The organism is Tateyamaria sp. (assembly GCF_039940735.1).
Lineage (GTDB): Bacteria > Pseudomonadota > Alphaproteobacteria > Rhodobacterales > Rhodobacteraceae > Tateyamaria.
The window spans coordinates 64,510-79,065 of sequence record NZ_JBDVGB010000050.1; the positions used below are offsets into that span (position 1 = coordinate 64,510).

Annotated in this window: 14 protein-coding genes and 1 tRNA gene; 10 read left to right on the forward strand and 5 right to left on the reverse strand. The window is 52.6% G+C overall.

Translation table 11 applies throughout. The features are described 5' to 3' along the window. Positions 1-221: 221 nt before the first annotated feature. Positions 222-1,889: a hypothetical protein gene (locus ABJF76_RS10475; protein WP_413821068.1), complete on the reverse strand. Its 1,668-nt coding sequence runs from the start codon at positions 1,887-1,889 to the stop codon at positions 222-224. Between the two features lie 130 nt (positions 1,890-2,019). Between ABJF76_RS10475 and ABJF76_RS10480 the strand changes: the two genes are divergently transcribed. The 3 genes from ABJF76_RS10480 (at position 2,020) to ABJF76_RS10490 (ending at position 4,981) form a co-directional block, all read left to right on the forward strand. Continuing rightward, positions 2,020-3,132 carry a DNA cytosine methyltransferase gene (locus tag ABJF76_RS10480; RefSeq protein ID WP_413821069.1) on the forward strand — a complete coding sequence of 371 codons (1,113 nt, stop codon included), beginning with the start codon at positions 2,020-2,022 and terminating at the stop codon, positions 3,130-3,132. Between the two features lie 254 nt (positions 3,133-3,386). Next, positions 3,387-4,139, forward strand: coding sequence for a hypothetical protein (locus ABJF76_RS10485; RefSeq protein ID WP_413821070.1), 753 nt, complete (start codon positions 3,387-3,389; stop codon positions 4,137-4,139). A gap of 2 nt (positions 4,140-4,141) precedes the next feature. Further along, complete coding sequence (locus ABJF76_RS10490; RefSeq protein WP_413821071.1) at positions 4,142-4,981, forward strand: hypothetical protein; 840 nt, start codon at positions 4,142-4,144, stop codon at positions 4,979-4,981. A 305-nt stretch (positions 4,982-5,286) separates the two neighbouring features. Here the strand turns inward: ABJF76_RS10490 and ABJF76_RS10495 are convergent, their stop codons facing one another. Both ABJF76_RS10495 and ABJF76_RS10500 read right to left on the reverse strand, forming a co-directional pair. Then, positions 5,287-5,676, reverse strand: coding sequence for a hypothetical protein (locus tag ABJF76_RS10495; RefSeq protein WP_413821072.1), 390 nt, complete (start codon positions 5,674-5,676; stop codon positions 5,287-5,289). A gap of 11 nt (positions 5,677-5,687) precedes the next feature. After that, the gene (locus ABJF76_RS10500) at positions 5,688-6,791 is read right to left on the reverse strand and encodes an AAA family ATPase (RefSeq protein ID WP_413821073.1); all 1,104 of its coding nucleotides are present in this window, start codon (positions 6,789-6,791) and stop codon (positions 5,688-5,690) included. 403 nt (positions 6,792-7,194) lie between these two features. Here ABJF76_RS10500 and ABJF76_RS10505 point away from each other — a divergent pair, with 403 nt between their 5' ends. Both ABJF76_RS10505 and ABJF76_RS10510 read left to right on the forward strand, forming a co-directional pair. Then, the gene (locus ABJF76_RS10505) at positions 7,195-8,190 is read left to right on the forward strand and encodes a hypothetical protein (protein ID WP_413821074.1); all 996 of its coding nucleotides are present in this window, start codon (positions 7,195-7,197) and stop codon (positions 8,188-8,190) included. Between the two features lies 1 nt (position 8,191). Next, positions 8,192-8,860 carry a hypothetical protein gene (locus tag ABJF76_RS10510; RefSeq protein ID WP_413821075.1) on the forward strand — a complete coding sequence of 223 codons (669 nt, stop codon included), beginning with the start codon at positions 8,192-8,194 and terminating at the stop codon, positions 8,858-8,860. A gap of 217 nt (positions 8,861-9,077) precedes the next feature. Here ABJF76_RS10510 and ABJF76_RS10515 read toward each other — a convergent pair. Beyond that, a tRNA-Cys gene (locus ABJF76_RS10515) sits at positions 9,078-9,151 on the reverse strand. Positions 9,152-9,306: 155 nt separating this feature from the next. Between ABJF76_RS10515 and ABJF76_RS10520 the strand changes: the two genes are divergently transcribed. From ABJF76_RS10520 to ABJF76_RS10535, 4 genes are all read left to right on the forward strand, one after another. Next, positions 9,307-9,960: a protein-L-isoaspartate O-methyltransferase family protein gene (locus ABJF76_RS10520; protein WP_413821076.1), complete on the forward strand. Its 654-nt coding sequence runs from the start codon at positions 9,307-9,309 to the stop codon at positions 9,958-9,960. Between the two features lie 50 nt (positions 9,961-10,010). Further along, the gene (locus ABJF76_RS10525) at positions 10,011-11,453 is read left to right on the forward strand and encodes a TolC family outer membrane protein (protein WP_413821077.1); all 1,443 of its coding nucleotides are present in this window, start codon (positions 10,011-10,013) and stop codon (positions 11,451-11,453) included. Positions 11,454-11,527: 74 nt separating this feature from the next. Further along, complete coding sequence (locus tag ABJF76_RS10530) at positions 11,528-12,727, forward strand: hypothetical protein (protein WP_413821078.1); 1,200 nt, start codon at positions 11,528-11,530, stop codon at positions 12,725-12,727. A 40-nt stretch (positions 12,728-12,767) separates the two neighbouring features. Further along, positions 12,768-13,346 (forward strand): cobalamin biosynthesis protein CobQ, encoded by a 579-nt coding sequence (locus tag ABJF76_RS10535; RefSeq protein WP_413821079.1) that lies wholly within the window; start codon positions 12,768-12,770, stop codon positions 13,344-13,346. Between the two features lie 93 nt (positions 13,347-13,439). Here the strand turns inward: ABJF76_RS10535 and ABJF76_RS10540 are convergent, their stop codons facing one another. Next, a complete protein-coding gene (locus ABJF76_RS10540; protein ID WP_413821080.1) occupies positions 13,440-13,760 on the reverse strand; it encodes a DUF6280 family protein in 321 nt (106 codons plus the stop codon). Positions 13,761-13,979: 219 nt separating this feature from the next. On the opposite strand from ABJF76_RS10540, the gene efp reads away from it, so the two are divergent. Continuing rightward, entirely contained in the window at positions 13,980-14,543 is a 564-nt protein-coding gene (gene efp / locus ABJF76_RS10545) for an elongation factor P (protein WP_413821081.1), read from the forward strand. Positions 14,544-14,556 lie beyond the last annotated feature (13 nt).

The window sequence follows — 14,556 nt, forward strand, 5'->3', positions numbered from 1 at the left end:
ATGACAAAAAAAATCGCAGGCAGTCCTTTGGCAGCCTAAGCGAAATTTCGTCCTCTGTGAATTCTATTTTCTCAGCCTGCGAATCGTTGACGCCGAAAGAAGATTCAGTTGGTGAAACTTTCGTAGGAAATTACCAGATAGCGGAAGGCTGATAAGTGCAGCTTCGCGCGAAGATGCGAAACCTTAGTGCCGATTCCAGAATTTAAGGTGGTCAAGTCTGATCAGGCAATCATTTCCCTAGCCTTCTGTCGCACGTCAGGGTGGATGTGTATCTGGTTGAGCGGGGCCGCAAAGTGACTACTGAGGATCACTGTAAGATCATCGGCGCCACCGATTACGGCAAGGTCTTCGTAGGTGCGGTAGGTGATCCTGACCTCGACGCCGCCTATCTCCACCGCTGTGGTCATCCCCGGATCGGCGGCGTGCGAATGGAACTCGAGCCGCACGCACCAATCGGTCAGAGGTGCCCGGTCTTCGAGTTCCTCCGCGCGTAAAGGGAGTACGTTCGCCATCGTAAAGAGGTGGTCCTGTACATATTTTTCGGTCAAACGCCCGCCATGCGCCTCGACTGCCACGATGAGGGGGGCATTGATGTGCTTCAGCTCCGCGTCTCCGAGTTTGCGCGATGCTGTGTTCGTCGTGAAAACACTGTCGCCGAAGCCGCGCTGGCGCCACTGGGTGAGGTCGCCAGCTTCATGCAGTGCGATACAGTCGCTGAGCCGCTGCTCGATAACGCCCTTGGTGCCAGTGTTGCCTTGTGAAACGCCCTCCAGCAGCTTCTGAGCGCTTTCTGGGGTAAAGGGGTCCATGGAAGCCGTCAGGGCGCCTCCAGCGTCCTCTGAGACTCGTATGATGCGATGAAGGGCCGCACGCAAATAGAGGCCCACTGCAGCGCGCGACGGGTCGCTGAGCCGGTCCAACTCGGCAAGGATATCGACCAGAGCGCGGGCGGCGTGCCGCTCTTTTTGTTTTTTCGAGGAGGCCCAGCCTGCGCTAAGGGTATCGACCGATTTCGCGTTGTTGAGGAATGGCGATAAGCCGACGTTCAGCCCTGCCTCGTTGTAGCGCGCGGTGAGCCAGAGAACGCCTTCACCTCTCGGTGAGAATTCATAACCGTTGGTGAGGCGATGATTGTAGATCTGCAAGAGGCTGGTTTGGAAATGCAGCATCACAAGGTATGGCGTATGCCGTTCTTCGATCAGGAGCGTCTGGAGTTGTACGGCAAGATCATCGGCGTAGCCGAAGGACCGGCACGTCTCGGAAAGGAAACCCACAGTTCCTTGTAGATCGAGGTCACCAAGTAGTTCCGGCTCAGAGGTCTTGTCCTCAATATAAATCGCCTCGACATCCGCAGCTGACACTTCCTGCTTGATGCCGCACAGGTCGAGGATGAATCGTGGCGTGGACCAGCTTTTGCTTATCATGATACCGTCGGCCAAGAGGATCGAGTAGATCCGCGAGGCTGTCATACCGCCAGCCGTGGCCATTAGCATCATCGTATGAGCATAAGAGAGGACACGCATGGCGGCTTCGTGGTCCACCTTCTCCTCTTGCATTATTCTGCCGTGGATCTCGAAATACCTCGTCGAGAACTGGCCGAGGATGTGCGTGTAGGTCGCCTCCTCGCCTAGGGCTTCAGGTTCGATCATGTAGGTCGGCGGCTGCGATCCAGGCGAATAGATCAAATCCCGGACAAAGCCAGCGAACTCTGGTGAAGGTGCGCCGGTTTTTCGCCAAGCCGACGCTTCCAAGCGCACCCAGTCCGCCTTTGCCTCTCCGACGCCGATTGCGTCTAGGATTTCAGAGGCACGCGCGCCATATGCATCTCTGATCCCTGGTTTGACAGGGAGGAGGAGCGTTCGTATCGCGGCGTCGAGATCGGTTGCCATAAACTATTCCGTAAATATCTTATGTGTTTAATGCCCAGCAAAGTGCTGATGAGCAACAATATCTTGCATATTGGGTGTTTTCTGACACAAGGTGGCTGAAAACCGAAGCATTTGGACGAGGGGGTCTGGCATGTCGAACACATTAAAACACCGGACTGCAGTATCCCTTTTCAGCGGTGCCGGCGGCATGGATGTGGGCTTCGCCCGCGCAGGCTTCCGGTCCGTGGTGGCATGTGAAATCGATCATGACGCTTGCCAGACCTTCAACTCGAACCTGCATCTTGTGGGTCATCTGGGCAACGCTATCGAGCCTTCTTCCGTGCTGGATCTCGACCTTTCGAGCGTGCCCACAGGTCTCGATATCGTGTTTGGCGGCCCACCTTGTCAGGGGTTCTCTGTGGCAGGAAAGATGGACCCAGACGATGAACGCAGCAAGTTGGTCCACGCCTTCTTCGATGTGGTTGAGCGGACCAAGCCTAAGGCGTTTGTTTGTGAGAACGTAAAGGCCCTAGCGGTCTCGGGACGCTGGGAAGGTATTCGCGAAATGCTTTTCGAAAGATCTGAGCGCGACTACAGCGTAGCCTTGATCGTTCTAGGGGCGGCCGACTATGGCGTGTGCCAGAACAGGCAGCGGATGTTCCTCATCGGCTTGCGGCGGGACATTTACCCTCATGGAGGCACCGAGCTTGAAGCGGATATCCGGCTACGTCTGAAAGCACATGAAGCCGTGCCGCCGACGGTGGCGGATATCGTGCGTGAATTTGGGCGTGCTGGAACCAAAGGCAATCCATTGACCTGTACGGCGAAGGTTTCGTTTGCAAAATCCCCGATTTTGCGAAGGTCGGCCTATGCGGGAATGATGTTCAATGGTGCAGGACGTCCGGTACCCGCAAGTGGCGTCTCGTCGACGCTCCCTGCGTCGATGGGGGGCAATAAGACTCCGATCGTCGATGAAGGAGAGATCTTCGATGGTCTGCCTAGCTTCATCGAGGGCTATCATGCAAAGCTGATGGCCGGCGGCAGCGCCAAGCACGGAGATGCTCCGAAGAGGCTCCGACGGCTTACTTTACGTGAATGCATGCGTATCCAGACCTTCCCGGACGAGCATATATTCTATGGTCGGAAGTCGTCGATTTATCGACAGATTGGTAACGCGGTACCGTGTCGTCTGGCTGAGGTCGTGGGGCGGTCAGTTGATGGTGTTCTGGAGGCTGCCGAGCTACGATCTGTAGCCGCTGCCTGATACCTATTCATAAGCTTGGCACCCAAGCGATAGATGGCTTCAAACCCAACATATTTGTGTTGTTTGAGAAGTTATAGAAGGACGAGAGTAGACCAGTAATCCGTAAGCGTCAGGCCGCGCCGCTTCTAAGATACGCGTCCGTTTGGCGTTGGAAACGCTAAATCGTTTCTAGTTCTTCTGACAAGCCCATTGCTTTCAATGAAAATTTGTTTCTTAGTCGTACATATTATTCTGTACTCTTTGGGTTTTTTGCTATGAGAAATGCATTTTTGATGTTCTTGCTCGTGAGCGTATTGTCGGGCTGTTCGAATTTTTTTTCACCTAGACAGGCCGTCAATATCGTTATCCGTGATCTAACAATGGCGACACAGGTAGTGAAATTACAAAACTACATGTTTGAGAATAAGTATACAACGGGTCTGCTGATATATGATCCCCAAACATATGATGTTTCGGAAGCTTTTGTTGGGAGCAGCTCGCATGCGATTTTCGAGCAGCAGTCTGATTTCATATTCTCAAACCATACTCAGGATAAGGTTTGTGGAGTTTTTTACCGGGCTGATGTGCCGGCCTCGCCACGCCTAATCCCCTGTGAAGAATTTAGACACAATGAAAATAGGATTTCTGAAATTGAAGATAGAGTCCTAAGCCTTGAGCTGCGGGTGAGGTCACTAGAAGCGCGAATGCAAAGTGCGGAACGTCAAATATCTTCAAACAGCGCTAGAATATCACAAAATTCCGAAAGAATTACGGAACTTTCCGATGCAATACAAAGAAATTCCGAAACCATCAATTCAACGCTACGTATGAGTACGACAAACAGCATCGTATCTGATGCAAATAGCCGGTTTTTTGAAAGTGTTGAGGCGCAGGTAACAGCGTTGCGTGTGGAGATTGAACAGATCATTCAGCGTGACGCGGCCTATCAGCAAAGAGTAACAAGAGACCTGAATACTCTTAACGTTCAGCTTGATCGAGCGCTGAGAGCTCTGGAACAGATAAGATAAGCATGAGGTTGGTAGCTTTATTCATCCTAGTGCTGGGGTTTTCAAATGCCTCATATGCAGAGTCGAGGTTCTTTTCTTCGGACGAAGAGGAGTACTCCTACCTTCGAGAAAAACACGAAGAGAGAGAGAGCTTGGAAGAGGCGCTAAGGGAACAAGAGGTAGCGCTCAGCGCGTTAAGCGTTTTGCGAGAGGAGTACCTTCAGGACCTTACGTATTGGGAGGAGATCGAAGCTATCGATATTGTAGAGCTAAAAGTCAGAGCCCTTAATGATATTCGAGAGCGCGGAAAGAAAATATTGGAGGGGATTTATAATCCAAATATCAAGCGCCAGTGGCGAACTGTGCTGAGAGCGATTTCTTTAATGGAAACCAGCGATGACGCCGTTGCGGTGATTCGAGAAATCGAGGTGCTAAGGCAGGAGGCCGAGTTTGAAATTGACGACATATATGAAAAGATCAGAGAGAACAGAGGTGAGATCGACCAGCTCGAGCGCGGGATCTTTGTAACTAAGCGTAGACTACTCGAAATCAACGAAGATATAGCCGATAACACGCCATCATTATTAATGAGAATGCTGCGGCTTGCCGTGGAATCCGAGCAAATTCGAGCACAATGCGATTCCTATAACGCGATCGAAAACCGCAGCCACTCCTATGAAAATGGCCGTTGGGGCTATGTTTTTAATGATAGGGGGGAGAGGGTGCGCGCTTGTTTGGCAACTGACGTTACTGATTGCATTTCAGAAAAACCCTTCGATGGTTGCGATTGTCAAACGCTAATTGAACAAGATGCCCAAGTTCCCAGTCGATTGGCGATCCCAGTTTGCGGTCAACTCCCCTAAAGCACCGAACTTTTCAGGGGTGCGCGTTATGGGAAACCTCCCGCTTCTCTCCATCCGACCTGCTTCGACACTTCCGCCGCTTGCACCTAGAACCATCACCTAAGTATCCACTTATCTCAAAGGACATTTATAGCGCACTGCGTGGCCCTGGTAGGGCGAGTTCAACGGGTGCTCGCCGTCATCCTCAACCACCCTAAATTAGAATAGTCGGCAGATTCGCCTATTTGAATGATCGTTTAATAATGCACTTTCAAGAAGAGTCATTGTTAAACGATCAAGAGGACTGCGGATCTTTCGAGAATGGCTCAATCGGAGTGAAACCAAATCCAGACAAACCCGAAAAACAGGATGCCTTTCCAGAGAACAAGAAGAACACCAGGCCCACCAACTGCGACGGTAACAAGCGTCATTGCGGCAAAGCCAAGTGTAAGGGGAATGGTCAGGCAGAAGCAGATTACAAGAAAGATAACGCCAGCAGAAGCGAGAGGGCCGGGCTCCGGCATGTTCTTCGCAGCCAATGTGAAGAAACCGCTCACGATCAATGCAGACCACAGAGCAGAGGACGTCATTAGATCCATGCCTAGATTTGCTAATTCAAATCGGGACTCGGGAATCAATGTAATGATCGAAAGTGGGATGAAGGCAAGCTGACAGAGCAGAAGGCCGAAGTCTTGAATGAAAGAAGTATTGCGCATTGTGGTAGCCTTCAGTGCATGATGGGACGAGTTTCGAGAGCCTGAGCGCGATTAATGACACGGCGGACATCGCGCAGATCGGCAGGCCGTCGAAGTGTGTCCGAGAGGCGTTGAATGGCCTCGAGAGACGCATCACGGGCTGCGACAGATAAACCAGCATCATCACAAAGGCGCCCGCCAACGAGGAGCATGTGGTCAATGGATAGGCCGCTACATTTTACGACGGTGCAGCGGGTGCGAAGTGGTTCCGGAACCGATGCAAGACGATTGCTCGTCAGCACCCACGTGATCGGGCTTAGATCGAAGGGAACGCGGTAAAACGGGCATTCCCAACGCGAGGCCGAGACCGGCTCGAGAAGACCTAAAAGGGTTTGATTAATCGACATAGTCACGCCGCCTGTTGTTTTGACAATGCCAGCTTTGTCGATTTCATCGACTACGATGACTGAATTGGCATGACCGTGCTGCATAAGGAGCTCAACGGGGCGGCCAGACTGGGCTGATCCAAAACCCTTTTCGGTTCCGCTTACAGCAAAACCGGAATTGCTGGCGGACGCGTCGATCAATGCAAAAGGAGACCTAAGATAAGTTGCCAAAGAGCGTGCCCAAGCGGACTTGCCGATGCCGGGAGGGCCATCGAGAAGTACAGGAGATACACAAGCAGGCGTACCAGCACGCGCTGACTGCCGAAGTTCAAGCCAGACATGCTCTGTTGCATATGACATCCAAGGATAGCGATCATGGAGGGCGGAAGCCAAGTAGTCAGCGCCTGCTTCATCAATAAAGCTTGCGGTAACGGATGGCAGAACGGATTTGAGAGTTTCGCGATCTTCCGCCCGAAGATGAGATACACCAGCAAGTTTCTTGCGGCGAAGCTGATACCGCTTTACACGACGCTCAATTTTTTGCGTGACGGCAAAGGGAATGTCATCATCGCTGAGGTCGTCGAACCAGAGTTTTTCTGGGTCAAGGAAGTCTGAACCTTCGCGATTTCGGACTAGCTTGCGGTAAAAGTCTTCCAGGCGAGACTGTACTGATGCGGAATTGTAGTCGTCTGGATCATAATCGATCAAAATAGATCTAAACCCTGTTCGGGTCTGAGTATAGGTCGGCATGACATATCCATAATAATGCTGAATTACGCGAAAGAGCGGTCAGTCGTAAGAGGATATGAGGTTCCGAAATGTCATGATGTAGATGTGATGCCTGAGAGAGCAAAGTTCAAGAAGGGATATAGAAAAAGCAATTCAGAATTTGGGAATTTCTTTTTTTTGACGTAACAAAGGTTGCGAACAATATCAATTTGTCCCACGAATTTTTTATTCACCGCCAAGGTACTCAGTAAGGGTCGCTTCAACTAATCTATCTTTACGACAGCAGATGATGAGTATACTCCTGATTGTTGCGCAGATACTTGCTGCCCGCCGGAGTTGTTCCAGAGTGTGGTCACGGTGAGCCTTGAGACGATATGGATCGTGAACGGGCTGCCGGGGTTGGATATTGATTGAGGTATTTTGAATGAGACAACACAACGCCACCTTCGCCAATTTCATCTGTCGGTTCGGTGACGACAAGGTTCTGTTGGACTACGCCAAGCGTATCGTCATCCCTGCGTTTACCAAGGACACGTATGTCCGCAGTTACGGTAAGAAGACGCACTACCACTTCTATGAAACCGAGCTGATGAACCTTGCCGAAGATAACGACGATCCGATCATGGTACTGGCCGGTCGGTTCGTAAAACAAACCGAGCTGACGCGCACCCAGATCTACGATGATGAAAAAGGCTTGGTTCAGGACGAGGCTTCCCTGCTGTCAGCCCCTTCAGCGTTTTTCGTGCTGATCCTGAATAACCACCGGCTCATATATTTCCCCGAAACACCGCACGCGCCTGATATTAACGCCTTCCGCGTAACAGCACAGCAATTCCTACGTCAGCGGCATAAAGAATACATCGACCGGCGATACGAAAAGACGCGCAATGATGGTGAGCCGCCGACCAAAAAATCGCTCTATGAGGAGCATCCGCGCCCGTCCTTGGAGGTTGTTCCACTTACCGGAAAAGCTGATATCGCGACATTCATGCGTCGCTTCGAGAAGCTGAAGAAGATCAACTTTCGGGTGGTCAAACCGAATGATGACATCCATGCGGGCGACATACTCGGACAAGTCAGGGATTTGTCCGATGCACTGGGGTCAACCAACACGAAAGTGACGGCTTCAAGTGGCGACGGCCTAGACATCCCGGCTGCAATCGAGGCAGTGACAGAGGCAACAGGTTCAGGTAACCAAGATGTCAGCGTGTCTGGTGTTGATACCAACGGGAACGCTTTGTCTGGAAACAACGAGCATTTCAGGCTCAGCGCCGAGATCGAAAGCGTGCCTCTTGTAAAGGCGTCGCTGGTGAAACGGCTAGTTGATAAATTCAGTCAGTTAAGGTCGGCTGGCTCTATTAATGCGCCAAAGGCCGACGCAAATGCAACGAAGGTCATGAAACTGAAAAAGCTATTATAAAATGGATTGGCAAGAGCGAGCCACCAAAGAGAAAAGCCTCAGCGAGGTTTACTGGAAGGCGCGAAAAATAGCTTCGACGCGACGCAACTTTGGCGTCGCTGTGATCGTGTTCGTGCTATTCGGTCTATTGGTCGCTTTTGATTGGCACTTTGACGCTAAAGTCTTGACGCTGGCGGCCCTTAATACGCTCCTTAGCCAAATCGCCGAGATCGGCTTTACACTCACAACTTCAATCCTAGGCTTTTTGATCGCAGGTTTTTCTATCTTCGCGAGCATCACTCGGCCTGAAATTTTTGCTGGGCTGGCCAAGCTGGACCACAAAGACACGGGGCTCTCCAGACTTCAGTTCATCTTTTTTAACTTCCTACTGGTGTTCATTCACTATCTTGCTTTTTTGGCGATGAGTATCGTTCTACAATTGGTTCTTCCGCTCGCTCCAGCACTTGTTACTGCGTTGTCGCCTCATGTTCCATCAGCGAGCGTTATCGTCTGGTGGTCAGCAGCCAGTGTATTGGCGGTGTTGCTCGGTTGGCTGACATTTTTGCTCATGCTACTTAAGTCGTTCATTTGGAATATTTATCAGGCAGTGCTCGTCGTCATTGTTACCGGAGACGCGATTGTTGCTTTGGAGAATAAGTTGGCCAATTCAACTGCCTCTAAGGACCAGTGAGTTAGGGCGCCGCAAAGGCATAGCGCCACCAATTATGGCGACTTATTCGCAGTGTGGCGGTAGCACTTCCAGTAGTTTTACGGAAAATATTGCAATTACATGTCTGAAATCGTCGCAGACAGATGTAATCAAGCGTGTATTTTATGGCGGGTTTAATGGTGGGTCAAGCAGGTCCCATGTTTTTTACCTTTAAATATCAAGGGCTTGAGTGGGTATGTGGAGGCGAGTACCGGAATCGAACCGGTGTACACGGATTTGCAATCCGCTGCGTAACCACTCCGCCAACTCGCCGCCTGTGGTGCGAGGGACGCGATAGCTTATCTCCTGGGTGCGCGCAAGAGCGCCAGAGTGCCAAATGACGAAATGCGACCGCAATCACGTTGCTCATGTAGTTGGGATGTGGCACATCTAACAATGAGATAGTGAACGAATGGGTTTAGCCACAGATGACCAATTTTTCCGCCCGCCGCACGATGATGGTCGACACACAAATTCGCCCGTCCGATGTGACAAAATTTCCAATCATTGACGCCATGTTGTCGGTCAAACGCGAAGACTTCGTGCCATCGGCCAAACGTGAGGCCGCCTACATGGGCGAGAACCTCGGCCTTGGTGGCAGTCGTGTTCTGCTTGAGCCGCGAACGCTTGCTAAGATGCTGGATGTGCTTGATCTTTCGCAAGATGAACTCGTCCTCGATATCGGTTCTGGCCTTGGGTATTCCGCAGCTGTTGTGTCCCACATGGCGCAGGCTGTTGTGGCTTTGGAAGAAGACCCGGACATGGCGCACGAGGCGGAAGAAGGTTTGATGGCCGCTGGCATGGACAATGTGATTGTGCAAACAGGTGCCCTGAACGAAGGGGCGGCCGAACACGGCCCCTATGATGTCATCCTGATCGAGGGTGGCGTAAGCCATATCCCCGAGGTGATCTTGGGGCAGTTGAAAGACGGCGGTCGAATCGCCGGAATCTTCATGGACGGCGCATTGGGCGAAGTGCGAATTGGCTACAAGTTAGACGGTCGAGTGAACTGGCGCCGTTCGTTCAATGCGGGCGCACCTGTTATTGAGGGCTTTGAGAAGCACGACACTTTTAAGTTCTGATCGAACAGCCAAAGGTAAATGCGCCGTGCGCGGTGCAGGGGGCAAAGGTTATGACGATAGCACAACGCATGCGCAGCATGTCAGGACGAACCCGGACGTGGATGCGCAACGCAAGCGTTGTGGCGTTGATGGCAATTGGGGGCGGGCAGGCGGCCTTTGCTGACACTTTGGCCGACGCTCTTGTGGGGGCTTACTCGCACACTGGTCTATTGGATCAAAACCGCGCACTTTTGCGCGCCGCTGACGAAGATGTCGCTATTGCGGGGTCGGTTTTGCGTCCGATCATCAACTGGAGCGCGGACCTGACACGGACATTCGGCAACGTGAGGTCAGCGGCAGGCGGGTCGAATGTTGATGCAGGCTCAACGGATGCGTCGGTAGGCCTAACTGCGACATTGCAGTTGTTTGATGGCGGTGCAGATTCTGCGCGCGTTGAGGCGAATAAAGAAACGGTGCTTGCAACCCGTGCGAACCTCCTTTCGCTTGAACAAGTGGTGCTTTTGCGCGCGGCGACGGCCTTTTTTAATGTTGGTCGCCAAGAAGAATTTGTCGGGTTACGCCAAAACAACCTGCGGCTGCTACAGCAGGAACTGCGCGCCGCGCAGGATCGCTTTGAAGTCGGCGAAGTGACACGCACTGACGTTGCGCTGGCGGAAGCTGCCGTTGCTGATGCGCGCAGCAGTTTGGCGGATTCCCAACGTGATCTGGTGCAGGCGCAAGCGGAATACGCCAATGCTGTCGGCAAGCAACCGGGCCGTTTATCTGGGCTGCCACGCCTTCCAAAGACATCTACCGATATTAAAAGCGCGCAAGCCACGGCTGTGCGCAACCACCCCGATATGGAACAAGCGCGACGCCAAGTGGTCGCCAACGAACTGCTTGTCACGGCGGCGGCTGCCACAAGGTATCCGACTGTGTCGCTGACGGGCAGAGTTGCGCTGACTGAAGAATTCGGAACAAGCGCAAGTTCGACTGTTGGAAGCGTCGGCGTGGATGTATCTGGGCCAATATATCAGGGTGGACTGATCAGCGCGAACGAACGTCGTGCGGTGGCCGTGCGTGATGCTTCGCGTGGGAACTTGCACACTGTTCGCCACGATGTGCAGCAAGATGTCGTCAACGCTGTTTCTAATTTTGTGGCAGCCAGCGCCAGCCTTGTGTCGTCGGAAAATCAGGTACGCGCCGCACGCGTCGCCTTTCAGGGTGTCCGAGAAGAAGCCACTTTAGGCGCGCGTACCACACTTGATGTATTGGATTCCGAACAGGACTTGCTTGACGCCGAAACCAACCGCATCTCGGCGCAGGCTGATCAGTATATCGCTGCCTATCAGGTTCTTGCCTCAACGGGTATGTTGACGGCACAGCGTCTGAAACTGCCGGTCCAGATCTATGATCCCGCAGCCTATTACAATCTGGTCAAAGACAGCCCAACAAATCAATCTAAGCAAGGGCAGCAGTTGGAAAAGGTCCTACGCGCCTTGCAGGTTGATTAAGGTTTTCACCACAGTGTTGTGCGACTCTGTTTCGCAGGTTAGACTGCGTTTGAGGCTAAGAGTGGTACAATAATATGTCTGATCCGATGACCAACACTGAGGTGGAGGACGTACTTGCGTCCATCCGCCGTCTGGTGTCCGATGATAATCGTCCGGAACCAAAACCCGTCGAAAACGCAGTGACCGACCGTTTGGTTCTGACGCCATCTTTGCGGGTCATGGACAATGACAGCTTAGGTGCACCTGACCCGGATATGCTGTCCGCGGCGGTTTCGCAGGACACGCCAACGCAGTTGAACGCGGCCGACCTAAGTGATGGGTCGACCGTTAAGGATTTGACAGGCAACGTAAATCCCGAGGAGGATGTGGCAGAAAGCCCCCTTCAGGACGCTACCCCGCAAGTTGAGGCGGTTTCCGACGAACCTGCTGCAAAGGAAGACGGCGCAAATACGCATGAACCTCTTTTTAGCAACGACGAAAATGACTGGGATGAGGCGCAGGTAACTGATGTGCCCACCGAATTCGACAGTGCCGGACTGCACGCAATTGATCTGGAAGAGACTGAAAGCCCTGACAATTCCGACGTTCAGGACATTCCATCCATGTCAGATGGTGAGCCGGATGCCCAAGCCGAAGTGGGCCTGGAACCAGATGTCAAAGATCTAAACGACACGGTCGTTGCTGATGATTTTGCTATCGAAGACGCACCTTTCGCGACAGACGTCGAGGACGAAACGGTTTCGAACGTTGCGGCGCGAACGCTGAGCGAGAAAGTCGCAGCCTTGGAAACCTTGGTCGGCAAACGCGGTGACAATTTCGAACCGGATGATCTGAACGTCGGTGCCAATGCTGGGTCTGAACCGCCTGCAATGGAATGGGAGGACGTTGATCCCATTTCGGACGAAGCACAGACTGCTCCCGATACCGTTTTGGAAGCAGAACCGATCGATGTTGACCCGAACCCAACTACTTCTGCATCCTTTGCGGATGCATTTATTGACGGAGCGCAATCTGACGCTGGCGCTTCTGTTGACGACGCTCCTGCATATGCGGCCTTCGTTGGTTCTCGTGCCAAAGCAACGCCGGAAGATGACGATGCGCCGATGTTTTCTGACGAAGAAGACGTTTTAGATGAAGAGACTTTGCGCGAACTGGTCAGCGAGATTGTACGCGAAGAATTGCAAGGTGCGCTTGGCGAGCGGATTACACGGAACGTGCGTAAACTTGTGCGCCGTGAAATTCATCGGGCGATGGCCGCGCAAGACCTCGACTGATGTATGGTGACCGCAGCCCTAGGGCTGTCTCTCGACACGTATGAACACGCCCGCGCATTTATTGATGGGGGCGGCGCTTTTTGGACGCCCTGCGCAGACGTCGATCTTGGTTGCTGCATTCGCAGGGGCGGTGTTGCCAGATCTGTCGCTGTACCTCATGGCGGGGACATCGTTGTTCGTGTTGGGAATCCCGGCACATACGGTTTTCAACGAACTTTACTTTTCGTCCGCATGGCAAGCCGTCTTCGCGATCGACAATTCCTTTGTGATATGGGGCGTTTTGTTGGCGGTCGCGCTGTGGCGCCAGGTGCCTTGGGCGATTGCGCTGACCGGAGCGGCGCTGCTGCATCTCGCTTTTGATTTTCCACTCCATCATGATGACGGGCGGCCGCATTTCTGGCCGCTGACGGGATGGGTGTTCGACAGTCCGATCAGCTATTGGGATCGGGCGCATGGTGCGCGTTGGGTCGCCCCGATCGAAGCGGGAGTGGCCACGGTATGCGCTGCGGTGATTTGGCGACGTCGACCACCGCTATGGGTGGCAGTGCTGACAGGGGCGCTGTTGCTCGCGGAATTTCGAGTCGTACGCCAATGGCTGTTCATTTTTTTATACAACTGAGGGGGCAAGCAGAGCAGCCCCAAAGCCAATTGGACAAAATAAAACGCGCCCGGCAGAGGGGCGCGTTTTATTTAGCAGCGATTTAGAAATGTCTCAGGCGGCTTCGGCCTGTTGAGCGGCATTGCGGCGCTCTGATTCTTCGCGGCTGAGGGCGACGGACGTACGTACACCTTTACCAACAAAGTCCATAAGACCTTGTACAACCCGTTCGTTCGGGTCGATGCCTGCGCAGCTTAGGACTTCACGTCCATCGCGCGAGCGTGCCCAACGAGCAATTTGCTCAGGTCCATTGCCATATTTCTTATCATCGGCGATGGCATCATCCAACGCAGCCAATACAACGGCTGCAAACAGTTTACGTGCACGGTTGCCTTGTTCGTTATTGAAGGCTGTGCCGTCAACGAAATCTTTCATTCGTCGTCCTTTCTTTATTCTTGCTCTTGTCTTTCCGGCGTGGCGTTCGTTATGACCTATTTGCTTCGATTCGGATACACTGTTTTTGCATGGCACCTATGCGATGCGTGCATATCTTCTGACTCGCGCAACACCGCATTTGGTTGTCTTGCAGGGGGGCGATACCCGAGATATAGGGTGTAACAACTTTTCATCAACCTTTTGCCATGGTTTTGCCACATGCCTAAAATTAACGGAAACGAAATCCGCCCTGGAAACGTGCTGGAACATAACGGTGGCCTGTGGGCCGCTGTGAAGGTTGACCACGTCAAACCGGGCAAAGGGGGCGCGTTTGCGCAGGTCGAAATGCGCAACTTGCGCAACGGCTCTAAGCTGAACGAACGCTTCCGCAGCGCCGACAAAGTCGAACGGGTGCGGCTGGAGCAGAAAGACCAGCAATTCCTTTATGAAAACGATGGGATGTTGGTGTTCATGGACACGGATACCTATGAGCAGATCGAACTGCCTGCAGAAATTCTGGGCGAACGTCGCCCATTTTTGCAGGATGGTATGACGATTGTTATGGAATTTCACGAATCAGAAGCGTTGAATGCGACGCTGCCGCAAAAAGTCACCTGTAAAATCGCTGAAACGGAACCGGTGGTTAAGGGGCAAACGGCTGCAAACTCGTTCAAGCCCGCCATTCTTGATAACGGTCTTAAAGTGATGGTGCCGCCTTTTGTTGGGCCCGACGAAGATATCATCGTGAATACCGAAACGATGGAATATTCCGAACGCGCATAACGCAGCCCAAAAA